The sequence below is a fragment of the Pseudomonas sp. SCA2728.1_7 genome, from assembly GCF_018138145.1.
GTDB lineage: Bacteria > Pseudomonadota > Gammaproteobacteria > Pseudomonadales > Pseudomonadaceae > Aquipseudomonas > Aquipseudomonas koreensis_A.
In genome coordinates this window covers 5,273,060-5,298,530 of record NZ_CP073104.1, presented here as the reverse complement: position 1 = coordinate 5,298,530, position 25,471 = coordinate 5,273,060, and the positions used below count along the sequence as shown (strand labels likewise).

Annotated in this window: 25 protein-coding genes and 1 other RNA gene; 4 read left to right on the top strand and 22 right to left on the bottom strand. The window is 60.1% G+C overall.

Annotation, left to right across the window (positions count from 1 at the left end; genetic code table 11):
- Positions 1–99 precede the first annotated feature (99 nt).
- The 16 genes from ftsA to rsmI form a co-directional block, all read right to left on the bottom strand.
- Positions 100–1,359, bottom strand: a complete 1,260-nt coding sequence (gene ftsA / locus KBP52_RS23800) for a cell division protein FtsA (RefSeq protein WP_007916987.1) — start codon at positions 1,357–1,359, stop codon at positions 100–102.
- Positions 1,360–1,374: 15 nt separating this feature from the next.
- A complete protein-coding gene (locus KBP52_RS23795; RefSeq protein ID WP_007916989.1) occupies positions 1,375–2,241 on the bottom strand; it encodes a cell division protein FtsQ/DivIB in 867 nt (288 codons plus the stop codon).
- A gap of 4 nt (positions 2,242–2,245) precedes the next feature.
- Entirely contained in the window at positions 2,246–3,205 is a 960-nt protein-coding gene (locus KBP52_RS23790; protein ID WP_134177977.1) for a D-alanine--D-alanine ligase, read from the bottom strand.
- Positions 3,202–4,662: a UDP-N-acetylmuramate--L-alanine ligase gene (murC, locus tag KBP52_RS23785; RefSeq protein WP_137218408.1), complete on the bottom strand. Its 1,461-nt coding sequence runs from the start codon at positions 4,660–4,662 to the stop codon at positions 3,202–3,204. Before murC ends, KBP52_RS23790 begins: the two co-directional genes overlap by 4 nt.
- Positions 4,655–5,725, bottom strand: a complete 1,071-nt coding sequence (gene murG / locus KBP52_RS23780) for an undecaprenyldiphospho-muramoylpentapeptide beta-N-acetylglucosaminyltransferase (RefSeq protein WP_212621078.1) — start codon at positions 5,723–5,725, stop codon at positions 4,655–4,657. The genes murC and murG overlap by 8 nt, the downstream gene beginning before the upstream one ends.
- Positions 5,715–6,926, bottom strand: coding sequence for a putative lipid II flippase FtsW (gene ftsW, locus KBP52_RS23775; protein ID WP_174244528.1), 1,212 nt, complete (start codon positions 6,924–6,926; stop codon positions 5,715–5,717). Before ftsW ends, murG begins: the two co-directional genes overlap by 11 nt.
- 2 nt (positions 6,927–6,928) lie before the next feature.
- On the bottom strand, positions 6,929–8,275 hold the full coding sequence (gene murD / locus KBP52_RS23770; RefSeq protein ID WP_077574476.1) for a UDP-N-acetylmuramoyl-L-alanine--D-glutamate ligase: 1,347 nt from the start codon (positions 8,273–8,275) through the stop codon (positions 6,929–6,931).
- A gap of 5 nt (positions 8,276–8,280) precedes the next feature.
- Positions 8,281–9,363, bottom strand: a complete 1,083-nt coding sequence (gene mraY, locus KBP52_RS23765) for a phospho-N-acetylmuramoyl-pentapeptide-transferase (protein ID WP_007917000.1) — start codon at positions 9,361–9,363, stop codon at positions 8,281–8,283.
- The gene (gene murF / locus KBP52_RS23760) at positions 9,363–10,730 is read right to left on the bottom strand and encodes a UDP-N-acetylmuramoyl-tripeptide--D-alanyl-D-alanine ligase (RefSeq protein ID WP_212621077.1); all 1,368 of its coding nucleotides are present in this window, start codon (positions 10,728–10,730) and stop codon (positions 9,363–9,365) included. Before murF ends, mraY begins: the two co-directional genes overlap by 1 nt.
- Positions 10,723–12,186: a UDP-N-acetylmuramoyl-L-alanyl-D-glutamate--2,6-diaminopimelate ligase gene (locus KBP52_RS23755; RefSeq protein ID WP_077574478.1), complete on the bottom strand. Its 1,464-nt coding sequence runs from the start codon at positions 12,184–12,186 to the stop codon at positions 10,723–10,725. Before KBP52_RS23755 ends, murF begins: the two co-directional genes overlap by 8 nt.
- A complete protein-coding gene (locus tag KBP52_RS23750) occupies positions 12,186–13,925 on the bottom strand; it encodes a penicillin-binding protein 2 (protein ID WP_174244529.1) in 1,740 nt (579 codons plus the stop codon). The genes KBP52_RS23755 and KBP52_RS23750 overlap by 1 nt, the downstream gene beginning before the upstream one ends.
- On the bottom strand, positions 13,925–14,218 hold the full coding sequence (gene ftsL, locus KBP52_RS23745; RefSeq protein ID WP_007917008.1) for a cell division protein FtsL: 294 nt from the start codon (positions 14,216–14,218) through the stop codon (positions 13,925–13,927). The genes KBP52_RS23750 and ftsL overlap by 1 nt, the downstream gene beginning before the upstream one ends.
- The gene (rsmH, locus tag KBP52_RS23740; RefSeq protein ID WP_085989806.1) at positions 14,215–15,156 is read right to left on the bottom strand and encodes a 16S rRNA (cytosine(1402)-N(4))-methyltransferase RsmH; all 942 of its coding nucleotides are present in this window, start codon (positions 15,154–15,156) and stop codon (positions 14,215–14,217) included. Before rsmH ends, ftsL begins: the two co-directional genes overlap by 4 nt.
- Before the next feature lie 2 nt (positions 15,157–15,158).
- On the bottom strand, positions 15,159–15,614 hold the full coding sequence (gene mraZ, locus KBP52_RS23735) for a division/cell wall cluster transcriptional repressor MraZ (RefSeq protein ID WP_007917012.1): 456 nt from the start codon (positions 15,612–15,614) through the stop codon (positions 15,159–15,161).
- A gap of 402 nt (positions 15,615–16,016) precedes the next feature.
- An RNA gene (gene rnpB / locus KBP52_RS23730) (RNase P RNA component class A) lies at positions 16,017–16,370 on the bottom strand.
- Between the two features lie 73 nt (positions 16,371–16,443).
- On the bottom strand, positions 16,444–17,349 hold the full coding sequence (rsmI, locus tag KBP52_RS23725) for a 16S rRNA (cytidine(1402)-2'-O)-methyltransferase (protein ID WP_212621076.1): 906 nt from the start codon (positions 17,347–17,349) through the stop codon (positions 16,444–16,446).
- Between the two features lie 177 nt (positions 17,350–17,526).
- Between rsmI and KBP52_RS23720 the strand changes: the two genes are divergently transcribed.
- From KBP52_RS23720 to KBP52_RS23705, 4 genes are all read left to right on the top strand, one after another.
- Positions 17,527–19,338 carry a penicillin-binding protein activator gene (locus KBP52_RS23720; RefSeq protein ID WP_212621075.1) on the top strand — a complete coding sequence of 604 codons (1,812 nt, stop codon included), beginning with the start codon at positions 17,527–17,529 and terminating at the stop codon, positions 19,336–19,338.
- The gene (locus tag KBP52_RS23715; protein ID WP_034156479.1) at positions 19,338–19,700 is read left to right on the top strand and encodes a YraN family protein; all 363 of its coding nucleotides are present in this window, start codon (positions 19,338–19,340) and stop codon (positions 19,698–19,700) included. The genes KBP52_RS23720 and KBP52_RS23715 overlap by 1 nt, the downstream gene beginning before the upstream one ends.
- Positions 19,701–19,804: 104 nt before the next feature.
- The gene (locus KBP52_RS23710) at positions 19,805–20,398 is read left to right on the top strand and encodes a phosphoheptose isomerase (RefSeq protein WP_007917022.1); all 594 of its coding nucleotides are present in this window, start codon (positions 19,805–19,807) and stop codon (positions 20,396–20,398) included.
- On the top strand, positions 20,395–20,973 hold the full coding sequence (locus KBP52_RS23705) for a BON domain-containing protein (RefSeq protein WP_007917023.1): 579 nt from the start codon (positions 20,395–20,397) through the stop codon (positions 20,971–20,973). Before KBP52_RS23710 ends, KBP52_RS23705 begins: the two co-directional genes overlap by 4 nt.
- 51 nt (positions 20,974–21,024) lie before the next feature.
- On the opposite strand, the gene KBP52_RS23700 is transcribed toward KBP52_RS23705, so the two are convergent.
- The 6 genes from KBP52_RS23700 to rpsI form a co-directional block, all read right to left on the bottom strand.
- Positions 21,025–21,438: a ClpXP protease specificity-enhancing factor gene (locus KBP52_RS23700; protein WP_007917024.1), complete on the bottom strand. Its 414-nt coding sequence runs from the start codon at positions 21,436–21,438 to the stop codon at positions 21,025–21,027.
- A gap of 16 nt (positions 21,439–21,454) precedes the next feature.
- Positions 21,455–22,072: a glutathione S-transferase N-terminal domain-containing protein gene (locus tag KBP52_RS23695; RefSeq protein ID WP_007917025.1), complete on the bottom strand. Its 618-nt coding sequence runs from the start codon at positions 22,070–22,072 to the stop codon at positions 21,455–21,457.
- A gap of 145 nt (positions 22,073–22,217) precedes the next feature.
- Positions 22,218–23,000, bottom strand: coding sequence for a cytochrome c1 (locus KBP52_RS23690; RefSeq protein WP_038361065.1), 783 nt, complete (start codon positions 22,998–23,000; stop codon positions 22,218–22,220).
- The gene (locus KBP52_RS23685; RefSeq protein WP_077574482.1) at positions 23,000–24,211 is read right to left on the bottom strand and encodes a cytochrome bc complex cytochrome b subunit; all 1,212 of its coding nucleotides are present in this window, start codon (positions 24,209–24,211) and stop codon (positions 23,000–23,002) included. The genes KBP52_RS23690 and KBP52_RS23685 overlap by 1 nt, the downstream gene beginning before the upstream one ends.
- On the bottom strand, positions 24,211–24,804 hold the full coding sequence (petA, locus tag KBP52_RS23680) for a ubiquinol-cytochrome c reductase iron-sulfur subunit (protein WP_077574483.1): 594 nt from the start codon (positions 24,802–24,804) through the stop codon (positions 24,211–24,213). Before petA ends, KBP52_RS23685 begins: the two co-directional genes overlap by 1 nt.
- Before the next feature lie 271 nt (positions 24,805–25,075).
- The gene (gene rpsI, locus KBP52_RS23675) at positions 25,076–25,468 is read right to left on the bottom strand and encodes a 30S ribosomal protein S9 (protein WP_008080273.1); all 393 of its coding nucleotides are present in this window, start codon (positions 25,466–25,468) and stop codon (positions 25,076–25,078) included.
- Positions 25,469–25,471: the final 3 nt, after the last annotated feature.

Sequence of the window (25,471 nt, the reverse complement as noted above, 5' to 3'; positions counted from 1 at the left end):
CTCTCCTTACATTCTCTAGTTTTTTCGCCTACTGCATTTTTGTCGCGGTGCATCTACTGCTACTGCTTGCCGCTTGAAGCTTGACGCTTCGAGCTGCTTTTAAAAGTTGCCTTGAACCCACTTCTTCAATCGGTCCAGCAACGGCGCCTGTGGCTCTTCGTTGCTGTAGCTGTCGCGGCTGCCGATGCCGGAGAACGAAACTCCGTCGGACTGCTTTTGCAGGCCGTACATCAACAAGCCAACGCCAGTGGAATAAATCGGGTTGCGCACCACGTCATCCAGGCCTTTCACACCGTGCGGCACGCCAAGACGGACCGGCATGTGGAAGATTTCTTCGGCCAGTTCGGTAGCGCCTTCCATCTTCGAAGTACCGCCGGTCAGGACGATGCCGGCCGGGATCAGGTCTTCGTAGCCGCTGCGACGCAGCTCGGCCTGAATCAGCGTGAACAGTTCGTCGTAACGCGGCTCGACCACTTCGGCCAGGGCCTGACGCGACAGTTCGCGCGGTGGACGGTCGCCGACGCTTGGCACCTTGATGGTTTCACCGGCACCGGCCAGCTTGGCCAGGGCGCAGGCGTAGCGGATCTTGATTTCTTCGGCGTACTGGGTCGGGGTGCGCAACGCCATGGCGATGTCGTTGGTCACCTGATCACCAGCGATCGGGATCACTGCGGTGTGACGGATCGCGCCTTCAGTGAAGATCGCGATGTCGGTGGTGCCGCCGCCGATGTCGACCAGGCACACGCCCAGTTCTTTCTCGTCGTCGGTCAGTACCGAGTAGGCCGAGGCCAGTTGCTCGAGAATGATGTCGTCGATTTCCAGACCGCAGCGACGCACGCATTTTTCAATGTTCTGTGCAGCGTTGACGGCGCAGGTGACCACGTGAACTTTGGCTTCCAGACGCACGCCGGACATGCCCAATGGCTCGCGCACGCCTTCCTGGTTATCGATCACGTAATCCTGCGGCAGGGTGTGCAGCACGCGCTGGTCAGCCGGGATCGCCACGGCTTGAGCGGCGTCGAGCACGCGTTCAAGGTCAGCCGAGCTGACTTCGCGATCACGGATCGCGACGATGCCGTGGGAGTTCAGGCTGCGGATGTGATTGCCCGCCACGCCGACGAACGCCGAGTGAATGCGGCAGCCCGCCATCAGTTGGGCTTCTTCGATCGCGCGCTGGATCGACTGCACGGTGGACTCGATGTTGACCACCACGCCCTTCTTCAGGCCACGGGACGGATGGGTACCGATCCCGACGATTTCCAGCGAGCCGTCGTCGGAAACCTCGCCGACCAGCGCCACCACTTTGGAGGTGCCGATATCGAGACCGACGATCATTTTGCCGCTTTGCACGTTTGCCATGGGTCCTGCCTCTTCTTAATTCTTTGCGACAGCGGGTTGGGCTGTCGTCGGCGCTACTGGTTCCCGCCAGCCAACAGCAAGGCCGTTGGCGTAGCGCAGATCGATGCGCGCAATGTTCGTAATCTGGTCTTTAAGTGTCTTGTCATAGATGGCGATAAAGCGGCGCATCTTTTCCACCAGGTTGCCGCGTCCCAGCAGCAACTCGATGCCGGGGCCGGAACTGCCGGCACCGGTGGTCAGGAACCAACTCCCGCGTTCACGCAATTCCAGGCGCGCAATCGAGAAGCCCAACGGCCGCAGCATCTGGCTCAGCACCTGATACTGCTGCATCACTTGCTGCTGGGCCCGTTGTGGGCCGAACAGCTGTGGCAGGTGTTCGTAGTTCGCCAGTTCCTTGGGCGTAAACGCCTGGCCCTGGTTGTTCAGCAATGACTCGTCGCCCCAACGCGCCACCGGGAGTTGCTCTTCGAGGCGGATCACCACCTGGTCCGGCCACACGCGACGGACTTCGGCGTGGGCGATCCACGGCATCTGCTCAAGCTCGGTGCGCATGCCGGCCAGGTCGATGGTGAAGAAGCTCGACGCCACGTACGGGGCGATCCGCTGCTGCACCGCTTGCTGGCTGATGTAGCTCAGGTCGCCCTGCACGGCGATCTTGGTGATCGGCCGGTCGGCGTACGGCAGCAGACGCGTTGCGCCTTCGTAAGTACCGAAGCCCAGCACCACCAACAGCACCGGCCAGAACAGACTTTTCAGAAAGCTGAAATTGGCTTTCGGCAGGCGCGCGGACATCGGCTCTTTCGCCACCATTCGGCTGGCACCCCGTGGCACCGGCTTGCGGCCGGGTGCGGGAGGCTGATGTCGGAGCTGAGCGCCTTGCATCGTCTTAACCTCGAGCGTCTTCAACACTGGCGGCCAGAATGGCCAGAACCAGTTGCTGGAAATCCAGGCCAGCCGCACGGGCCGCCATCGGTACCAGACTGTGATCGGTCATGCCCGGTGCGGTGTTCACTTCCAGGAACCAGAACTGCCCGTCGGCGTCCTGCATCACGTCCGCCCTGCCCCAACCGGCAATACCCAGCGCCTCACAGGCCTTGGCCGTGAGATCCATGAGTTCCTTTTCCTTGGCGGCATCCAGCCCGCACGGAATGCGGTACTGGGTATCGTTGGCGATGTACTTGGCGTCGTAGTCGTAGAACGTGTGCGGTGTACCCAGGGCGATAGGAGGCAACACCTGGTCACGCAGGGTGGCGATGGTGAACTCCGGACCTTGAATCCATTGCTCAACCAAGACTTGCGAATCGTAGGTACTGGCCGCTTTCCATGCGTCGATCAACTCGGACGCAGAACTCACTTTGGCCATCCCGATACTTGAACCTTCATGCGCCGGTTTGACGATCAAAGGGAAGCCCAGTTCCGTCGCCGCGGAAATACAATCGGCTTCGCTGCACAGCACGGCGTGACGCGGCGTCGGAATCCCGAGGCTGTGCCAGACCTGCTTGGTGCGCAGTTTGTCCATCGCCAGTGCCGAGGCCAAGATGCCGCTGCCGGTGTACGGAATGCCCGCCACTTCGAGCAGGCCCTGCATGGAGCCGTCTTCACCGCCACGGCCGTGAAGAATGATGAACGCGCGGTCGATCTTTTCGCTGAGCAGACGTTGCAGAATGTCGTCGCCAACGTCGATGCCGAACGCGTCCACGCCAGCGCTTTGCAGCGCGTCGAGCACGGCGTTACCGGATTTCAGCGACACCTCACGCTCGGCACTCAAACCGCCGAAGAGCACGGCGACGCGGCCGAAGTCTTTCGGCGCGATGGTGGAGAACAGGTTGGCGTAGGCAGCAGTCATTTCAACTTCCCCTCGACCGACGCCGCCACGGCGCCAGCGAACAATTCACTTTTCAACAGCTTCGGCGCGAGACCGCCGATATCACCGGCGCCCTGGCACAACAGGATGTCGCCGGCACGCAACAGCGGCTTGACCAGCGGCGCCAGATCGACGCCACGCTCGATGTAGATCGGGTCGAGCTGACCGCGCTGGCGGATGCTGTTGCACAGCTTGCGGCTGTCGGCACCCGGGATCGGCTCTTCGCCGGCTGGATAGACTTCCATCAACAGCAACACGTTGGCGTCGGCCAGGACATTGACGAAATCGTCGTACAGGTCGCGGGTGCGGCTGTAACGGTGCGGCTGGTACACCATCACCAGACGGCGTTCCGGCCAGCCACCGCGCACGGCTTTGATAACCGCGGCGACTTCGGTCGGGTGGTGACCGTAGTCATCGACCAGCATCACGTTGCCGCCGTCCACCGGCAGTTCGCCGTAGACCTGGAAGCGTCGACCAACGCCCTGGAAACCCGACAGGCCCTGGACGATGGCTTCATCGCTGACGCCTTCGTCGGTGGCGATGCAAATGGTCGCCAGCGAGTTGAGGACGTTGTGGTTGCCGGGCATGTTCACCGACACGTCCAGCGGCTCACGATCCGGGCGCAGCACGGTGAAGAACGTTTGCATGCCTTGCTGGCGAATATTGATCGCGCGCACGTCAGCGTCTTCGCTGAAGCCGTAGGTCACGGTCGGACGTTTCACCAGTGGGAGGATTTCACGCACCACCGGATCGTCCAGGCACATCACCGCCAAACCGTAGAACGGCAGGTTGTGCAGGAACTCGACGAAGGTTTTCTTCAGTTTGTTGAAGTCACCGTCGTAGGTCGCCATGTGGTCGGCGTCGATGTTGGTGACCACGGCCACCAGCGGTTGCAGGTGCAGGAAGCTCGCATCGCTTTCATCGGCTTCGGCGATCAGGTAACGGCTGGTGCCGAGCTGGGCATTGGTGCCCGCGGCATTCAGACGACCACCAATCACGAACGTCGGATCCAGACCACCGGCAGCGAACACCGAAGCGATCAGGCTGGTGGTGGTGGTTTTGCCGTGAGTGCCGGCAACGGCGATGCCGTGGCGATAACGCATCAGTTCAGCGAGCATTTCTGCGCGCGGTACCACCGGGATACGGCGCTCAAGGGCAGTCGCGACTTCCGGGTTGGAGGTGTTCACAGCGCTCGACACCACCAGCACATCGGCGGTCGCGGCGTTCTCGGCACGGTGGCCGATGAAAATCTGCGCGCCGAACGATTCCAGGCGCTCGGTCACCGGCGAGGCTTTCAGGTCGGAACCGGACACTTCATAGCCCAGGTTCAACAACACTTCGGCAATACCGCACATGCCCACGCCGCCGATGCCGACGAAGTGGATGCGACGGATGCGGCGCATTTCCGGTTGCGGCATGGCTTTCTGATTCTCAACCATGGGCCACCTCCAGACAGGTATCGACCACACTACGGGTGGCATCGGGTTTCGCCAGACGGCGGGCCGCTTGGGCCATTTCTTCGAGTCGTTGCGGTTGCATCAAGACCTCTGTCAGGCGCGCGGCAAGGTCCGCGGCACCAGTCGTTCTTTGCGGCATCAGGAAGGCAGCGCCTTCGCGGGCCAAATAATCGGCGTTGCGGGTCTGGTGATCGTCGATCGCGTGGGGCAAAGGCACCAGCATCGAGGGCAGACCGGCGGCAGCCAGCTCACTGATGGTCAACGCGCCTGCGCGGCACACCACCAGGTCAGCCCAGCCATAGGCCTGGGCCATGTCTTTGATGAACGGCTGCACCTGCGCGTCCACGCCGGCGGCGCGGTAGCGCTCTGCAGTCACTTCATCGTGGTTTTTGCCGGCCTGATGAAACACTTCCGGGCGCAAATCGGCAGCGACTTGGGCCAGGGCTTCAGGCAGCAACTTGTTCAACGGTTCTGCGCCAAGGCTTCCGCCAAGGATCAGCAAACGCGCTTTGCGACCGGCCAGCGCAGGTCGCGATGTGTCGAGGAACAGCTCGCTGCGCACCGGATTTCCGGTGGTACGGCGGGTGTCCGACAGAGTAAAGGTGTCGGGGAAGGCTTCACACACTCGGGCGGCGAACGGCACCAGCAACCGATTGGCGGTGCCGGCCACAGCGTTCTGCTCGTGAACGATCACCGGCACACCGGCCAGTTTTGCGGCAAGGCCGCCGGGGCCAGTCACATAACCACCGAAGCCGACCACACAAACCGGCTTCAAGCGACGAATGATCGCCCGCGCCTGCCATACCGATTTCAGCAGCATGAACGGCGCCTTGAGCAGCGACAGCTTGCCCTTGCCGCGCAGGCCGCTGGCGTTGATGCGGTGCAGTTCCAGCCCTGCGGCCGGCACCAGTTCGTTCTCGATCCCGCGTGGCGTGCCGAGCCAGTGCACGGTGTAGCCGCGCGCCTGAAACTCGCGGGCACAAGCCAGCGCCGGGAACACGTGGCCGCCGGTTCCGCCGGCCATGATCAATACGTTAGCGCCCATGATTCGGCTCCTCGGCGAAGTCGCTCTCATGGAATTCCATTTCTTCACTGCCCAGGTGAGTTCGACTCTCCCACTCGATCCTCAGCAACAAGCCGAGACAGGCACAGCAGATCACCAACGAACTGCCGCCGTAACTGAGGAACGGCAAGGTCAGACCTTTGGTTGGCAGCAGGCCGACGTTCACCCCGATGTTGATCAGGAACTGACCAATCCACAGGAACGACAAACCGTACGCAACATAAGCGGCGAAGAACTGTTTGGCTTTCTCCGCCCACAGGCCGATGTACATGCCGCGAATACACACGAACACGAACAGTGCGACGGTGCACAGCGAACCGACCGCGCCGAGTTCTTCAGCCAATACCGAGAACACGAAGTCGGTGTGCGCTTCCGGCAGGTAGAACTGCTTCTGCACGCTGTTGCCCAGACCGACGCCCAGCCATTCGCCTCGACCGAAAGCGATCAAGGCTTGCGATAACTGATAACCGGCGCCGAACTGGTCGGCCCACGGGTCGGCGAAGTTGGTCAGACGCGCCATTCGATACGGCTGCATCTGGATCAACAGCACAACGGCGCCGACCGCCAATACCACCATCAGCGAGAAGCGGAACAGCCCGACCCCGCCAAGGAATAGCATCGCCGCCGCAGCGCCCATCATCACCACGGTGGCACCGAAGTCCGGCTCCATCAGCAACAGACCGGCCATTGGCAGCAGCACGATGAATGGCTTGAAGAAGCCCATCCAGCTTTCGCGCACTTCCTTCTGACGCCGCACCAGATAACCGGCGAGGTAGATCACTACGAATACTTTGGCGATCTCGGACGGCTGCACGTTGAAGAAGCTGAAACCGATCCAGCGCATCGAACCGTTCACTTCGCGCCCGATGCCGGGGATGATCACCATCACCAGCAAGCCGAACGCACCGATCAGCATCAGCCAGCCGAGGCGTTGCCAGGTGGCAATCGGAATCATCATGGTGACGATGCACGCGCCCAAACCGAGCACCACATAAATAAGGTGGCGAATCATGTAATACAGCGGACTGCCCGACTGCGCCGCCGCGACTTCGGTGGAAGCCGAGGCGATCATGATCAAACCGAGACCGAGCAGCGCCAGGCAACCGGCGAGCATCGGGAAATCGAGGTCGATGCCGCGCCCGGTGATGATCGGCGACGGATACGGCTTGATGATATTGAACAGGCTCATGCCAGGTCCTCCACAGCGCGGACGAACTGGTGACCACGGTCTTCGTAATTCTTGAACATGTCGAAACTGGCGCAGGCCGGCGACAGCAGCACCACATCACCCGGCTGGGCGGCGGCGCGGCATTGTGCGACGGCGTCAACCAGCGAGGTTGCGCGAATCAGTGGCACGGCATCACCGATGGCCGCGCCGATCTTGTCGGAGTCGCGGCCCATCAGGATCACGGCGCGGCAGTTGGCCGCCACCGGATCACGCAGATCGTTGAATTCGGCGCCCTTGCCATCGCCACCGGCGATCAGGATGACCTTGCCGTCGATATCCGCGCCCAAGCCTTCGATGGCGGCCAGGGCGGCGCCGACGTTGGTGGCTTTGGAATCGTTGTAGTACGCCACGCCGTCGAGATCACGTACCCACTGGCAGCGATGTTCGAGACCGGCGAAAGTGCGCAGGGCCGAGAGCATGGCGTCGAACGGCAAGCCCACAGCATGCCCCAGCGCCAGCGCCGCGAGGGCGTTGGACTGGTTGTGTGCGCCGCGAATTTTCAGCTCACGCACCGGCATCAGGTTCTGGAATTCGAAGGCCAGATACTTCTCGCCGTCTTCTTCGCGGATACCGAATGCCTTGAAGTCCGGTTTGGTCAGGCCGAAGGTCCAGCATGGCTGACCCTCGCCCATCAACGGACGACTCAGCGCATCCTGACGGTTGACCACGAACTGCTTGGCGCCACGGAAGATCCGGTGCTTGGCCAAGTGGTACGCCGGCAGACCGCTGTAGCGATCCATGTGGTCTTCGCTGATGTTCAGCACGGTGGCCACTTCGGCGTTGAGCTGGTCGGTGGTTTCCAGCTGAAAGCTCGACAACTCCATCACGTACAGCTCGACATCGTCGCTGAGCAGGTCCAGCGCCGGCGTGCCGAGGTTGCCGCCGACGGCGACGCGTTTGCCGGCCGCAGCCGCCATTTCGCCAACCAGGGTGGTGACGGTGCTCTTCGCGTTGGAACCGCTGATGGCCACGATCGGCGCCCGCGCGTTACGCGCGAACAGTTCGATGTCGCCGGACAGTTTCACGCCACGGGCCGCAGCGGCTTGCAGGGCCGGGGTCGCCAGCGCCAGGCCGGGGCTCACGTAGAGCTCGTCGGCACGGCAGAGGAATTCGACGTCCAGCTCGCCACAACGCACTTCCACGTGCGGATAGTCACGTTTGAGCGTGGCCAGTTCCGGTGGATTTTCCCGCGTGTCCGCCACGGCAAACGACGTGCCCCGGTTCGCCAGGAAGCGAACCAGGGACATGCCGCTCTTGCCGAGGCCGACAACGATGCGGAAGTGGTCAGAAGCGATCAGAGACACTCGTTCTACCTCAGCTTCAGGGTGGCAAGGCCGATCAACACGAGAATCACGGTGATGATCCAGAAACGGACGATCACGCGCGGCTCGGGCCAGCCCTTGAGTTCAAAATGGTGGTGGATCGGTGCCATGCGGAACACACGGCGACCGGTCAGCTTAAAGGATGCAACCTGAATGACGACTGACAGGGTTTCCATCACGAACACGCCGCCCATGATGAACAGGACGATTTCCTGACGGACGATCACCGCGATGGTGCCCAGAGCCGCGCCGAGTGCCAGTGCACCGACGTCGCCCATGAACACTTGCGCCGGATAGGTGTTGAACCACAGGAAACCGAGACCGGCACCGATCAGCGCACCGCAGAACACGATCAGTTCGCCCGCGCCCGGCACGTAAGGAATCAGCAGGTACTCAGCGAATTTCACGTTACCCGACAGGTAGCAGAAGATGCCGAGGCCACCGCCGACCATCACGGTTGGCATGATCGCCAGCCCGTCGAGGCCATCAGTCAGGTTGACTGCGTTGCTCGAACCGACGATCACGAAGTAGGTCAGCACGATGAAACCGAGGCCCAGCGGAATGCTGTAGTCCTTGAGCATAGGCAGGATCAGCGTGGTTTCCACCGGAGTGGAAGCAGTCATATAAAGGAAGATCGCCGCGCCGAGGCCGAACACCGACTGCCAGAAATACTTCCAGCGGCTCGGCAAGCCACGGGAGTTCTTCTCGATGACTTTGCGGTAATCGTCGACCCAGCCGATGGCGCCGAACAACAGAGTCACCAACAGAACAGTCCAGACGTAGCGGTTGCTCAGGTCAGCCCAAAGCAGAGTGCTGACGCCGATCGAAGACAGAATCAGCGCGCCGCCCATGGTCGGGGTGCCCGACTTGGACAGGTGCGATTGCGGACCATCGTTACGAACGGATTGACCGATCTGACGGTTCTGCAAAGTGCGGATCATCCACGGGCCATAGCACAGCGACAAAACCAGCGCGGTCAGCACACCGAGAATCCCGCGCAGGGTCAGGTACTGAAAGACCGCGAAGCCTTTGTAGAACTGTTGCAGATACTCCGCTAGCAGCAGCAGCATTAATGTTTCTCCAGACTGGACCCGCACAGAGCCGCAACGATGTTTTCCATCGCTGCACTGCGCGAACCCTTGATCAAAATGGTGGTGTTTGTGTCCTGCTCGGCGTCGAGGGCCTGAATCAGTTCGGCTTGCGTGCCGAAGTGATGCGCCTGTTCACCGAAAGCGTTTACGGCGTGAACCATGTTTGGCCCAACGGCATAAAGCGCGGAAACCTTGCCCCGGGCGTACTCGCCCACGTCGCGGTGCCCCTGCTCCGCCCAATCGCCCAACTCGCCGATATCTCCGAGCACCAGGACGGTGCGGCCGGAAAAGCCGGCGAGTATATCAACGGCCGCACACATCGAGGTGGGGTTTGCGTTGTAAGTGTCATCAATCACGCGCATACCGTTTTTCGCCAGTTGCGCGACGGTGCGCCCCTTGACCGGTTGCACGGCGCCAAGCCCGGTGGCGATACCGAACAGCGACACACCCAGGGCGTGCGCGGCAGCGGCGGCGGCCATGGAGTTGGCGACGTTATGGGTGCCGAGCAGGTTCAGTTGAACGCGCTCGACACCTTCAGGTGTTTGCAGATTGAAGGCCGGGCAACCACGGGCATCAGTGCTCAGATCGCTGGCGTAGAAGTCCGCCTGAGTGTTGCTCAGGGCGAAGGTCAGAACTTTGCGAGCGCCCGCACGGGTCTTCCAGATACCGAAGGCTTTGTCATCGAGGTTAAGCACGGCGATGCCATCGGCCGCCAGCCCGTCGATGATTTCGCCTTTGGCTTCGACGATTTTTTCCGGGCCGCCGAACTCACCAACGTGCGCGGTGCCGGCATTGTTCAGGATCGCTACGTGCGGTTTGGTCAGCCCGACGGTATAAGCGATTTCGCCCAGACGCGAGGCGCCCAGTTCGATCACCGCCGAAGTGTGCTCCCGGGCCAATTCGAGCAGGGTCAGCGGCGCGCCGAGGTCGTTGTTCAGATTGCCACGGGTCGCCAATACCGGACCGCGCGTGCGCAGGATGCTCGCGAGCATTTCCTTGACGGTGGTCTTGCCGCTGGAACCGGTAATCGCGGCGACTGGCTGAGTGAACGCGGCACGGTTCAAGGCACCTAATTGGCCGAGAGCCTGACGGGTGTCTTTGACCAGCAGTTGCGGCAGCGTGCTGTCGGCGACTTCACGCTCGACCAGCGCGGCAACCGCGCCTTTGCCAGCGACATCATTCAGATAGTCATGACCATCGAAACGCGGGCCGGTCAACGCAATAAACAGTTGGCCGGGCTGGATCGCGCGGCTGTCGATGCTGACGCCGTCGAAACTGGCATCACCCGCGATCAAACGTGCGTCGAGCGCGTTGGTCAGTTCGCTGAGCTTCAGGGCCTTAAGCATGGGCCACCTCCCAAGCGGTCAGGGCGTGATCGGCCTCGACCAGATCGGAGAAAGCGTGGCGCTCGCCGTTGATTTCCTGATAGTCCTCGTGACCTTTACCGGCCAGAACAATCACGTCATCGGCGGACGCGCCGGCAATCAGTTGCGCGATCGCCTGACCACGGCCGGCGACGAAGGTGACTTTATCCACAGCCGTGAAACCGGCGCGGATGTCATCGAAAATCACTGCAGGATCTTCGGTGCGCGGGTTGTCGTCGGTGACCAGCACTTGGTCGGCCAGACGCTCGACCACTTCGGCCATCAACGGACGTTTGCCGCGATCACGGTCACCGCCGCAGCCGAACAGGCACAGCAGCTGACCTTTGACGTGCGGGCGCAGCGCGGTCAGGACTTTTTCCAGAGCGTCCGGGGTGTGGGCGTAATCGACCACCACCAACGGCTGCGTACCGCCACCCAGACGCTGCATGCGACCGGCCGGGCCTTCGAGTTTTGGCAGCACTTTGAGAATTTCGTCGAGCGCGTAATCCAGACCGAGCAAGGCACCGACGGCTGCCAGTACGTTGCTCAGATTGAAGCGGCCGAGCAGCGTGCTGCGCAGATGATGCTCGCCCTGCGGCGTCACCAATGTGGCACGCACGCCGTGGTCGTCAAACTGCGCTTCACGGCAGAACAGGTACGCGCTGCTGTCGAGCAGGCTGTAGGTGATCAAGCGCGATTCACGTTTTTCAGCGGCCAGTTGCCGGCCGAAATCGTCGTCGAGGTTGACCACGCGGCATTTCAGATCATTCCAGGCGAACAGCTTGGCCTTGGCCTCGGCGTACGCCTGCATGGTGCCGTGATAATCCAGGTGATCGCGGGACAGGTTGGTCATCACCGCCACGTCGAACGCCAGCGCCGTGACGCGGCCCTGATCCAGTCCGTGGGACGAAACTTCCATGGCCACAGCTTTGGCGCCGGCCTTTTTCAGGTCGCCCAACGTCGCTTGCACGGCGATCGGATTCGGCGTGGTGTGCAGGCCGCTTTGCAGCGCGCCATAGAAGCCGGAACCCAAGGTCCCGACGATGCCGCAATGCTGACCGAGCAGATCCAGCGCCTGCGCGACCAATTGGGTCACGCTGGTTTTACCATTGGTGCCGGTCACGCCAATCAGATTCAGGTGATGACTTGGCTCACCGTAAAAACGCCCGGCGATGTCCGACAGCTGCGCTGCAAGGCCTTTGACCGGAATCAGCGGCACGTCGGTGATCGGCAGCACGGTGGCGCCTTCGACTTCATAAGCTACCGCCGCAGCACCGCGCTGCAGTGCATCGGCAATGTGCGCACGGCCATCGAATTTGCCACCAGGCACGGCGAGGAACAGATCGCCCGCGCGCACGTTACGGCTGTCCAGCGCCAATTCACGGATCAACAGATCGTGGCCGGCGTGGGGGAATATCTTGTTCAGACTTAATGACATCAGCCGCGCCCTCCATTGGCTTTCAGCGGAATGACCGGGGTAGCGTTGGCTTGTTGCGTCGTCGGCAGGTTGTCCGGCGTTACGTTCATCAGGCGCAGGGTGCCGGACATCACACGGCTGAACACCGGCGCGGAAACCAGACCACCGAAGTAACCGGCCTTGGACGGCTCATCGATCACCACAACAATCGCGTAACGCGGATCGCTCATCGGGCCGAAACCGGCGAACAGCGAGCGATAAGAGTTTTCCGCGTAGCCCTTGGTGCCCACCGAAGTCTTACGCGCGGTACCCGACTTGCCCGCCACGTGATACGCCGGCACCTGCGCACGGAACACGCCGCGCGGCGCTTCGATCACCTGAGTGAGCATGCCTTGCAGGGTTTTCGCCACGGCTTCCGGCAGCACTTGCGTGGTCTGCGGCGGCTTGTCGGTTTTGATCAGGGTCAGCGGTGCGAGACGACCGTTGTTGGCCAGCGCCGAGAACGCGTGGACGAGTTGAATCGCGGTCACGGAAATACCGTAGCCGTAAGAAAGCGTTGCGGTTTCAGCCTTGCGCCAATCGCGGTAGTTCGGCAGGTTGCCGACACGTTCGCCCGGGAAGCCAAGGCCGGTGTCTTGGCCGAGGCCGACTTTCTGCGCGAGGCGGAAAATCGTTTCGCCGCCGATATCGAAGGCGACCTTACTCATCCCGACGTTACTGGAATTGATCAGGATACCGGTCAGGTCGAGCACCGGACCTTCGCTTTTGGAGACATCCTTGATCGTGTACTTGCCGATCTGCAGGGAGCCCGGATACACCTCGACGGTGTCACTCGGTTTCCAGCGGCCGGTTTCGATGGCAGCGGCCATCGAGATGGCTTTCATGGTCGAACCCGGCTCGAACACGTCGATCATCGCGCGGTTACGCATCATCGCCGGTTGCAGGTTGCGACGGTTGTTCGGGTTGTAGGTCGGCTGGTTGACCATGGCCAGAATCTCGCCGGTCTTGACGTCCATGATCACCAGACTGCCGGCCTTGGCGCCGTTCTCGATGATCGCGTTGCGCAGCTCGCGGTTGGCCAGGTATTGCAGACGCAGGTCAATGGACAACGCCAAGGGCTTGCCGGCCTTGGCGTTTTTGGTGACCTGGACATCCTTGATCAGCCGTCCGCGCCGATCCTTGATGACCTGTCGTTTGCCCGGCACCCCGGCGAGCCATTCGTCATAAGCCAGTTCGACACCTTCACGACCGTGGTCATCGATGTCAGTAAAACCGACCATGTGTGCGGTGACTTCACCGGCCGGGTAGAACCGGCGGAATTCTTCGATGCCGTAAACGCCCGGCACTTTCAGATCAAGCACAGACTGGCCCTGCTCGGGGGTCAGCCCGCGCACCAGATAAATGAATTCTTTGTTGGCCTGAGCTTCGAGGCGTTCGGTCAGGGCTTTCGGATCCTGACCCAGCGCGGCGGCGAGTGCCGGCCACTTCTCTTTCGCCGTTTGCATTTCCTTGGCGTTGGCCCACAGCGTGGTCACCGGGGTACTCACGGCCAAAGGCTCGCCGTTACGGTCGGTGATCAGACCACGGTGAGCCGGAATCGGAATGTGACGCAGGCTGCGCGCATCGCCCTGACCTTTGAGGAAGTCACGGTCAACCACTTGCAGGTCAATGATGCGCCAGCAGATCGCCGCGACCATCACGCCGAGCAGCGCCACCATCAGGCGGAAACGCCATGGGAACAGTGCGCCTTCGAGTTTCATCATGGCGCCACCATCTTCACGTCAGCCGCGCCAGGGATGTGCATTTTCAGTTGTTCGGTGGCCAGCACTTCGATGCGGCTGTGCGCGGTCCAGGTGCTTTGCTCAAGAATCAGGCGGCCCCACTCGGCCTGCGCCTTGTCGCGCACGCTGAGTTCGTTATAAAGGGTATTGAGCAACTGCCGGTTCCAGTGCGCGCTGTACGACACGGCGATGGCCGAGACGAGCACGCCGATGAACAGCAGCAGCATCAGAAAGCTGCCGCCGGGCAGTGGCTTGGCGAAAAGCTTGCTCACCGCAGCTTCTCCGCGACGCGCATGACGGCGCTACGGGAACGTGGGTTGGCTTTGAGTTCGGCGTCGGAGGCCGTCTGCGCTTTGCCATGGACTTTGATTTTCGGTTCGAACGCGACATGGCGAACCGGCAGGTTGCGCGGCAGGTTGTCGGCTTCGCCTTTCACCAGCTTGCGCATGAACAGTTTGACGATGCGGTCTTCCAGCGAGTGGAAGCTGATCACCACCAGACGGCCGCCGATTTCCAGAGCGTCCAGCGCGGCTTCGAGGCCGGCTTCCAGATCACCCAATTCGTTGTTGACGTGAATGCGCAAACCCTGGAATGCACGGGTGGCCGGGTTCTTGCCCTTTTCCCATGCCGGGTTGGCGACTTTCAATACTTCGGCCAGATCGGCAGTGCGCTCGAACGGCTTGATATCACGACGCTCGGCGACGGCGCGAGCCATACGCCCGGAGAAACGTTCTTCGCCGTATTCCTTGAACACCCGGGCGATTTCCTCAGCCGGCGCGGTGTTGACGAATTCGGCAGCGCTGATGCCGCGGGACGGATCCATGCGCATGTCCAGCGGGCCATCGTTGAGGAAACTGAAGCCGCGCTCAGCGTCGTCGAGCTGCGGCGAAGACACGCCGAGGTCGAGCAGAATACCGCTGACCTTGCCGCTCAGACCTTGCTCGGCAACCACCGAACCGAGCTCGGCAAAGCTGCGCTGCACAACGACAAAGCGGCCGTCTTCGGCCGCTAGCGTTTGCCCGGTGGCAATCGCTTGTGGATCTTTGTCGAATCCGATGAGCCGACCGTCCGTGCCGAGCTGGCTGAGGATCAACCGGCTGTGTCCGCCGCGCCCGAACGTTCCGTCCAGATAGCAGCCATCAGGACGTACGGCGAGAGCCTCGACGGCTTCGTCAAGCAGTACGGTGATGTGGTTAAAGCCGCTATCAATAGTCACAGGATCAAATCACGCAGTTCATCAGGCATCGCGCCCGGTTGTTGAATGGCAGCAAGGTCAGCGGCAGATACCGCGTTCCATGCATCCTCGTCCCACAATTGGAACTTGTTCAGTTGGCCCACCAGCATCGCGCGCTTATCGAGCTTGGCGTATTCGCGCAAACGCGGTGGAACCAGAAAACGGCCACTGCCATCGAGCTCAAGGTCGACGGCGTTGCCGATCAATAAACGCTGCAAGCGGCGGTTCTCTTCGCGAAGCGAAGGGAGTGCGCGCAACTTGGTTTCAATAATTTCCCACTCGTCGAGCGGATAGACACACAGACACGGATCAACGGCATCAATGGTCACGATCAATTGGCCGGAACTGCGCGAATCGAGCTCGTCACGGTACCGGCTCGGCATAGCGAGACGGCCCTTTGCGTCGAGACTGATAGCGTTAGCTCCGCGAAACACGTCTGCGTTTCTCCAATTTTTATCGTTTTGAGCTCAAAAAACCCACTTCATGCCACTTTCCGCCACTTGCGCACACTATAGGAATGCGCCCACCACACCGTCAAGGCGCGGATTAAAGGAAAACCCTTACAGAACGGAGATTTAGGAGCATAAAAGGAGGAGTAACGACAATCTGGCGGAGAGTTTCGACCCATAACTTGATGCAGCACTGATAGCTGCGCTCGAAAGTTAAAGTGATTTGTTAAGAGTAAGATTTTTTCGGTATTACGAAAGCGCTTCTGCTGTTGATTGAAGCAAGGTGGGAAATGGCTATTACTGCGTGTGCCGCTGCCGAACTTTCAGAACAGGCCTGCTGATATTACACAGCCCTGTTGCCAATGATTCAAGCAGGGAAAGAAAAAGGTGGAGAGTCGATCTGTAAGCCGGGTTCTGTCTTGAACAGTCATTCGTCTACGATGGCCATCACTGGACATCTTTAGCAACCTACCCGGTCCCAGCGCGGGCCACGCCTTGGGACCCTATTTGGTCTTGCTCCAAGTGGGGTTTACCTAGCCACGAACTGTTGCCAGACGTGCGGTGCGCTCTTACCGCACCTTTTCACCCTTACCGGCGCCGAAGCGCTTAGGCGGTTATTTTCTGTGGCACTTTCCGTAGGCTCACGCCTCCCAGGCATTACCTGGCACTTCGCCCTATGGAGCCCGGACTTTCCTCCCCCCCCTAATTTTCATAGAGGGCAGCGACTGTCCGATCGACTCTCCGCCGCGAAGGTTAACGGCAGAGCGCCCGAAGAACAAGCGCTAAAAGCCTCAAGACCGCTATGGGCGACGGCTTACACGCCTTTCTGTTTCTCCAGCGCGACCTGATACAGCACGTTTTTGCGCTCACCGGTGATCTGCGCGGCCAACGCGGCGGCACGCTTGAGCGGCATCTCTTCAAGCAACAGATCGAGAATGCGCATCGCCTCGCTGCTGACTGCATCTTCAGACTCCGGCGCGGTCCAGCCAGCCACCAACACGACGCATTCGCCGCGCTGCTGATTGCTGTCCGACTCGACGAACGCGCGTAGCTCAGCCAGCGGCAGACCTTTTAGCGTCTCAAAGGTTTTGGTGATTTCCCGGGCGAGCAAGGCCTGACGCTCACCGCCGAACACTGCTTCCATATCCTGCAGGCATTCAAGAATGCGGTGTGGTGCTTCATAGAAGATCAATGTGCGCGGCTCTTCCTTGACGGCTTCCAGTCGCGCCTTGCGCCCGACCGATTTGGCCGGCAGAAAACCTTCAAAGATAAAGCGATCGGATGGCAGACCGGCCGCCGACAGCGCGGCGATAAGGGCACAAGCTCCCGGCACCGGCACCACATTGATTCCAGCCGCGCGAGCCTGGCGCACCAGGTGATAACCCGGATCGGAAATCAGCGGTGTCCCCGCATCGGAAATCAGCGCGACGTTATCGCCCGCCAGCAGACGGGTAATAAAGCGGCTACCTTCATCTCGTTCATTGTGTTCGTGACACGCAGCCAACGGCGTGCCGATCCCGAAGTGCTGCATCAGGCGCGCCGAGTGACGGGTGTCTTCGGCAGCGATCAAGGCGACTTCGCGGAGGATCTTCAGGGCCCGGGCGCTGATGTCGTCCAGGTTGCCGATGGGCGTCGCCACCACATAAAGCGAGCCAGCAGCGGAATTCAGGGAACCTGGAACAGTCAAAGCGCACACCTCGTGATCGGTAAAAGCGGCCATTGTAGCGCGTCACGAGGCTTGCGATGCGTTCAAGCCGAGCCCGGTTTTGCACGCCGTTGTGCGCCGTCGCAACATTTACTCCAGCTAAATCGTCCGATTCACGCCAGTAACATCGCGCCCCGGCCAGTGCTTGGGTACAATTCGACGCTAATTTGATCGAGTATCAGGAACACTTACATGATCGCTTGCCTGCGGCTGTTCACTGCCCTCTGCTTCGCTGCCCTGTTGGCGGCTTGCGCCAGCTCCCCTTCCTCCAGCCTTGGCGAACTTCCACGGACTCCGGATGCCAGCATCGAGCAACTGCTCGAACAGGCTACCCAGGCGAAAACCCCGGAAAAAGCCGCCCTGTTGCGCCTCAGCGCTGCAGATCTGGCTTATCGCCAGGGCAACGCCGGTCAGTCTGCGCAAATCCTGCAGCAAGTGCCGACGGAGCAACTGAAGCCCGGCCAGCAGATTTTTGCCAGCACGCTGAATGCCGAACTGGCCATGACCCGCAATCAGCCGAAAGCCGCGCTGACTGCCCTGAGCCATCCAAGCCTGCAACATTTGGGCGAGATGCCTGAAGAGCAGCAAGTGCGCACCGGCACCGTGCATGCCCGCGCCCTTGAAGCTGATGGCCAGACTTTGGCTGCCGCCCGCGAGCGCGTGTTCATCGCACCGATGCTGCAAGGCGAAGCCGCGAGCAAGAACCACGAAGCGATCTGGACCCTGATCGGCTCGCTGCCAACCGATCAACTGCAGCCCAACACCACCGACGACCTCGGCGGCTGGATGGGTCTGGCACTGGCAGTGAAATCCGCCGGCACCCTGGAACAGCAACAAGCCGCGATCGACACCTGGCGCGCGCAGAATCCAAAGCACCCGGCCGCAATCAACCTGCCGCTGCCGCTGACCAAACTCAAGGAACTGGCCAGCCAGCCCCTGAGCAAAATCGCCCTGCTGCTGCCGCAAGATGGCCAACTGGCAGCGGTCGGTAAAGCACTGCGCGAAGGCTTCATGGCTGCGCACTACCAAGCCCAACAAGCCGGACAAAAGCCGCCAGCGATCGAGTTCTACGACAGCTCCAAGCTGACCTCGATGGACGAGTTCTACCGCAAGGCTCAGGCTGATGGCGTGCAACTGGTCGTTGGCCCGTTGGAAAAACCCTTGGTCAAACAACTGAGCACCCGCCCGCAACTGCCGATCACCACCCTCGCGCTGAACTACAGCGAAGGTGATCAAGGCCCGGCGCAATTGTTCCAGTTCGGTCTGGCCGCTGAAGACGAAGCCCGCGAAGTCTCGCGCCGCGCCCGTGCCGACGGCCTGCATCGCGCCGCGATCATGGTGCCGAAAGGCGAATGGGGCGACCGTGTACTGCGCGCTTTCAGCCAGGACTGGCAGGCCAACGGTGGCAGCATCGTCGCGACCGAGCGTGTTGATCAGCCGGTGCAACTGGCCCAGCAGATCGCTGACATGTTCCAGCTGCGTCAGAGCGAGGCCCGCGCCAAGAGCCTGCAAAATGCCGCTGGCACTAACGTCGCCGCGCAGCCGTCGCGTCGTCAGGACATCGAGTTCATCTTCCTTGCCGCCACGCCGCAACAGGCGCAGCAGATCAAGCCGACCCTGAACTTCCAATACGCTGGTGACGTTCCGGTTTACGCGACCTCGCACGTTTACAGCGCCAGCGGCGACGTCAACCAGTACAACGACATGAACGGCATTCGCTTCTGCGAAACCCCATGGCTGCTGGACAACAGCGATCCACTGCGTCAGCAAGTGGTTGCGCAATGGCCGCAAGCCGCCGGCAGCCTCGGCCGCCTGTACGCGATGGGCGTGGATGCCTATCGTCTGGCACCACGTCTGGGTCAACTCAAAGCCCTGCCGGACAGCCGCATCGATGGTGAGTCGGGCAGCCTCGGCATGACCCAGACCCAACGCGTTGTACGTCAGTTGCCTTGGGCGCAGTTCGTCAGCGGCCAGGTACAGCGCCTGCCGGACACCCCGCGCTGATGCCCGACAGGTCACGCTCGCAAAGCGGCAAGGATGCCGAGCGCCAGGCGCTCGAGCATCTGCAACAACAAGGTCTGCGCCTGCTGGCGCAGAACTGGTTTTGTAAACGCGGCGAGCTTGATCTGGTCATGCTTGATGGCGATACAGTAGTATTCGTTGAAGTTCGTTACAGAAAAAACACTCAATGGGGTGGCGCGCTCGCTAGCATCGATGGGCGCAAGCAGCAGAAACTGATTTTCGCTGCGCAGTATTTTCTTCAGCGCGAGTCGCGTTGGGCCAATTCCCCTTGCCGCTTCGACGTGGTGGCCATCGACAGCCATCCGGATCAGCTGAACTGGTTGCAGAATGCTTTCGACAGTTGATCGCAGGCGTTGCGACCCGGACAATCCCACCGACAAATTTTGCTCTTTGCTTTGCGGGCTGCACATTCATGTGCCGGACAGCCGCGCTACTTAAGGTCACACAGATGGACATGCAATCCCGAATTCGCCAGCTTTTCCAGGCCAGTATCGACACCAAGCAACAGGCGATGGACGTACTTGCACCGCACATCGAGCAAGCCAGCCAGATCATGGTCAACGCCCTGCTCAACGAAGGCAAAATGCTTTCGTGCGGCAATGGCGGCTCGGCCGGCGATGCCCAGCACTTCTCCTCCGAGTTGCTCAACCGCTTCGAGCGCGAGCGCCCGAGCCTGCCGGCGATCGCCCTGACCACCGACACCTCGACGATCACCTCGATCGCCAACGACTACAGCTACAACGAAGTGTTCTCCAAACAGATCCGTGCGCTCGGTCAGCCAGGCGATGTCTTGCTGGCGATTTCGACCAGCGGCAACTCGGCGAACATTATTCAAGCGATCCAGGCCGCACATGATCGCGAAATGATTGTCGTAGCTATGACCGGACGCGATGGCGGCGGCATGGCGTCGCTGCTGTTGCCCGAGGACGTCGAGATTCGCGTACCGGCCAATGTCACTGCACGTATTCAAGAAGTCCACTTGCTGGCGATCCATTGCCTTTGCGATCTGATCGACAGCCAACTGTTCGGGAGTGAAGAATGACCCCTAATCGCCTTGGCCTTCTGGCCTTGACCCTGTGCCTCGGCATCAGCGGCTGCACCTCGGTGGTAAACGCCAGCCGTGAAGCGCCGATCGACGACGATCGTGGCACGCGCACCTTCGGCAGCAAGATCGACGACTCGTTGATTGAAACCAAAGTGGGCGTGAACGTGGCCAAAGCCGACCCGGCCCTGGACAACGATTCGCACATCGTCGTCACCAGCTTCAACGGCGTCGTACTGCTGGCCGGCCAAACCCCTCGCGCAGACCTGAAAGCCAAAGCCGAACAGGCAGCAGCGGCGGTTCAACGCGTAAAAACCGTTCATAACGAATTGCAAGTCATCCCACCGTCCGGTTTCCTGGCGCGCCAGAACGACACTTGGCTGACGTCCAAGATCAAGACCCAGATGCTCACCGACGCCAGCATCCCCGGCTCGCGCATCAAGGTCGTGACCGAGAACGGTATCGTCTACCTGCTGGGCCTGCTGACCAAACAGGAAGCCACTCAGGCGACCAACCTGGTGCAGGGTGTTTCCGGCGTGCAGAAAATCGTCAAGCTCTTCGAATACATCGACTGACAGCCGAAACGCGCACACAAAAAAGGCGATCCATCCGGATCGCCTTTTTTATTACTTCACCACTTTCAAACTAGGCCGGCCGCTAGGGCGCGGTGGCTCGCTGTCCGGTGGCGGCAAGTCGTCATCCGACTCGATCTCTTCTTCGTCATCCATCGGCGACTCAAGATCAAACACCATGCCCTGACCGTTCTCCCGGGCGTAAATACCCAGGATCGCGCTGATCGGCACGTACAAGCTGTGCGGGACACCACCGAAGCGACCTTCGAAGGTCACCACGTCGTTGTCCATGTGCAGATGACGCACCGCGCTTGGCGAGATGTTCAGGACAATCTGCCCGTCACTGGCGAAACCCTGCGGCACCTGCACCGCCGGGTATTCGGAATTGACCAGCATGTGCGGGGTGCAATCGTTATCAACAATCCACTCATAGAGCGCGCGGACCAGATAAGGTCGACTGGAGTTCATAGCGGCTCCTTAAGCCTTAGCGCATATCGCGTTCGACACCAGACAGACTCGCCTGGAAAGCCTCACGCGCAAACGAGCGCTCCATATAATCAAGCAGCGGCTTGGCTGGCCGCGGCAGTTCAATACCCAGAATCGGCAAACGCCAGAGTATTGGCAATAGGCAGCAATCCACCAGACTTTGTTCCTCACTGAGGAAAAACGGCTTGTCGGCAAACAGCGGCGACACACCCGTCAGGCTTTCGCGCAATTCCTTGCGCGCCACGACACGCGCAGCCTCCTTGGACTTGGGATCCAGAATCAGATCCACCAGACCACACCAGTCGCGCTGAATGCGATGAATCAGCAGCCGACTGTTGGCACGCGCCACCGGATAAACCGGCATCAACGGCGGGTGCGGGTAACGCTCATCCAGATATTCCATCACCACGGTCGACTCCCACAACGCCAGGTCACGATCGACCAGCGTCGGCAGACTGCCGTAAGGGTTTACCTCAATCAGTTTAGGCGGCTGACGACCAGCCTCCACATAAATGATCTCGGCGCTGACACCCTTCTCTGCAAGCACAATGCGCACTCGGTGGGAATAGTGGTCGGCGGGGTCGGAGTAACAGGCCAACCGATTGGTCACGCCCATGGCGATCCTCCTCGCTTGTTGAAATTATCGGAACCGGAAAAACGCGCGCGCCCAGAGGGCGCCTCCCGCAACGTCTGGCTGACCAGAGTTGCGCTATCGGAGGCGCCCTTGGGCGCGCGCGATTAACAGCAATGCTTGAAGCGTATCAGTGCACGTCTTTCCAGTATTCACGCTTGAGCAGGTAGGCGAACACAAAGAAGAACGCCAGGTACAGCAAGACATAAGTACCGATGCGCTGATGTTGCAGCTTAACCGGGTTAGCCGAGTAAGCCAGGAAGGTTACCAGATTCTTGACCTTCTCATCGAACTGCTCTTCGTTCAGAGCACCGGATTTCGGCACGATGGTCAGTTGATCGCACGCTTCATGGGTCAGAGGCGTACCGGTCAGCGGATCATATTGCTTCTTGCCGTCTTCGACGATCTGCACCTGTTTGCAACCCACGACCTGACGACCTTGCAGGCCGACCAGCACGTTAGGCATGCCGACGTTCGGGAAGACCTTGTTGTTCACACCCCATGGGCGTGCCGGATCTTCGTAGAACGACTTCAGGTAACCGTAGAGCCAGTCGGTGCCGCGTACGCGAGCGACCAGGGTCAGATCCGGTGGTGCCGCGCCGAACCAGGTCTTGGCGTCCGCCGGCTGCATGCCGATGTTCATGTGATCGCCAATCTTGGCGCCGGTGAACACCAGTTTCTCCAGCATCAGTTCGTGCGGCACACCAAGGTCATCGGCAACCCGCTCGTAACGCTGGAACTTGGCACTGTGGCAACCCATGCAATAGTTGGCGAAGGTGCGCGCACCATCCTGCAGAGCAGCTTTATCGGAGACATCGATGTCGACTTTTTCCAGCTCCGGACCACCATGTTCAGCGGCGAAAGACAGGACAGGCAACGCAGCAAAAATCAGAGCAAAAAATAACTTTTTCATCAGCCAGTCACCCTTTCCGGAACCGGTTTGGTCTTCTCGAGCCGGGTGTAGAACGGCATCAGAATGAAGTAGGCGAAGTACAGGAAGGTGCAGACCTGCGACAGCAAGGTTCGCTCCGGCGTCGGCGCAAGCACACCGAGAATGCCGAGAATCACGAACGAAATGCAGAACACCAGCAGCCAGATTTTGCTCAGCCAGCCTTTGTAGCGCATCGACTTGACCGGACTACGGTCGAGCCACGGCAACACAAACAGCACCGCAATCGCCGCCCCCATGGCGATCACGCCCATGAGCTTGTCCGGGATCGCACGCAAGATTGCGTAGAACGGTGTGAAGTACCAAACCGGCGCAATGTGCTCTGGTGTCTTGAACGGGTTAGCTTGCTCGAAGTTTGGTTTTTCGAGGAAGTAACCGCCCATTTCCGGGAAGAAGAACACAATGAAACAGAAGATAAACAGGAACACTACGACACCGACAATGTCTTTCACGGTGTAGTACGGATGGAAGGCAATGCCGTCCAGCGGGATGCCGTTTTCGTCTTTGTGCTTCTTGATGTCGACGCCGTCAGGGTTGTTCGAACCGACTTCGTGCAACGCCAGAATGTGCAGCACCACCAAACCGAGAATCACGATCGGCAGCGCGACGACGTGCAAGGCGAAGAAGCGGTTCAGGGTGATTCCGGAGATCAGGTAGTCACCACGAATCCACTGGGTCAGGTCGTTGCCGATGACGGGAATCGCACCGAACAGCGAGATGATCACCTGGGCACCCCAGTAGGACATCTGGCCCCACGGCAGCAGATAACCCATGAAGGCTTCGGCCATCAGCGCCAAGTAAATCAGCATACCGAAGACCCAGACCAGCTCACGCGGCTTCTGATAGGAGCCGTAGAGCAGACCACGGAACATGTGCAGATAAACCACGATGAAGAACGCCGAAGCACCGGTCGAGTGCAGCAGGCGCAGGATCGAGCCGTACTCGACGTCACGCATTATGTATTCGACGGAAGCGAAGGCTTCTTCTGCCGACGGCGTGTAGCTCATCGTCAGCCAGACCCCGGTGACGATCTGATTCACTAGCACCAGCAGCGCCAAAGAGCCGAAGAAATAGAAGAAGTTGAAGTTTTTTGGAGCGTAATACTTGCTGAGATGGTCTTCCCACATTTTGGTCGCAGGAAAGCGCGCATCAACCCAATCCATGAACTTGCTCATCACGCTTTCTCCGTATCGACGCCAATGACAATCAGATCATCGGTCTCATAGGAATGCGGCGGAACTGGCAGGTTCAAAGGCGCAGGTTGCGACTTGTAGACGCGGCCAGCCAGATCGTAGTGGGAACCGTGGCAAGGGCAGAAATAGCCACCGACCCAGTCTTTACCGAGATCCGCAGGTGCCACTTCGGGACGGAAGGTTGGCGAGCAACCCAGGTGCGTGCAGATCCCGATCAGCAGCAGAATTTCCGGCTTGATCGAACGCGTTTCAGGGTCGACATAGGTGGGTTGCGTGGAGTTTTTGGAGTTCGGATCGGAGAGCTGGCCCTCGATCTTCTTGAGATTCCCCAGGATTTCCGTAGTACGGCGGACAATGAACACCGGCTGGCCGCGCCACTCAGCAATCATCTGCTGTCCTGGCTCGATTTTGCTGACATTCACTTTCACCGGTGCACCGGCGGCTTTCGCCTTGGCACTGGGAAACCATGACCCCACGAACGGGACCGCAGCCCCCACCGCTCCTGCAGCACCCACCACGGATGTGGCTGCTACCAAGAAGCGACGCCGGCCTGCATTCACGCCGTCATTGCTCATTCAGTCCTCTCCCATCAGCTTTTGTGGCCTGTTAAATCAGGCATCTACTAAATAAATCAATGTTACTTATAAAAATTTTGCCGAGATGGTAATGAAAAGCCCCCATTCTGACAAGGGAATTACCCGGAGCTCATACCCTCAAGCCTTGCAGTATAGGGGGTCTACGGAAGTGGCAAGTTGTCGCAGCGCAATTCTTTAATAAATCACAGGCATAAAAAAAACGCCCGCTTCCGTGAGGAGGCGGGCGTTCTTTTTGAACGCGGAAGCGGAATTAACGCTTCGAGTACTGCGGACGCTTACGCGCTTTACGCAGACCAACTTTCTTACGTTCAACTTCACGGGCGTCGCGAGTAACGAAGCCAGCTTTGCGCAGAGCGCCACGCAGGGTTTCGTCGTAGTCCATCAGAGCGCGAGTGATGCCGTGGCGGATTGCGCCAGCTTGACCACTTACACCACCACCGATCACGGTGACGTAGATGTCGAACTTCTCGACAGTCTCAGTCAGCTCCAGCGGCTGGCGAACTACCATGCGGGCAGTTTCACGGCCGAAGAAGTTTTCCAGCGAACGGTTGTTGATGGAGATGTTACCAGTACCCGGACGCAGGAAAACGCGTGCGGTTGCGGTCTTGCGACGGCCAGTGCCGTAATTTTGAGTCGCCGACATAAT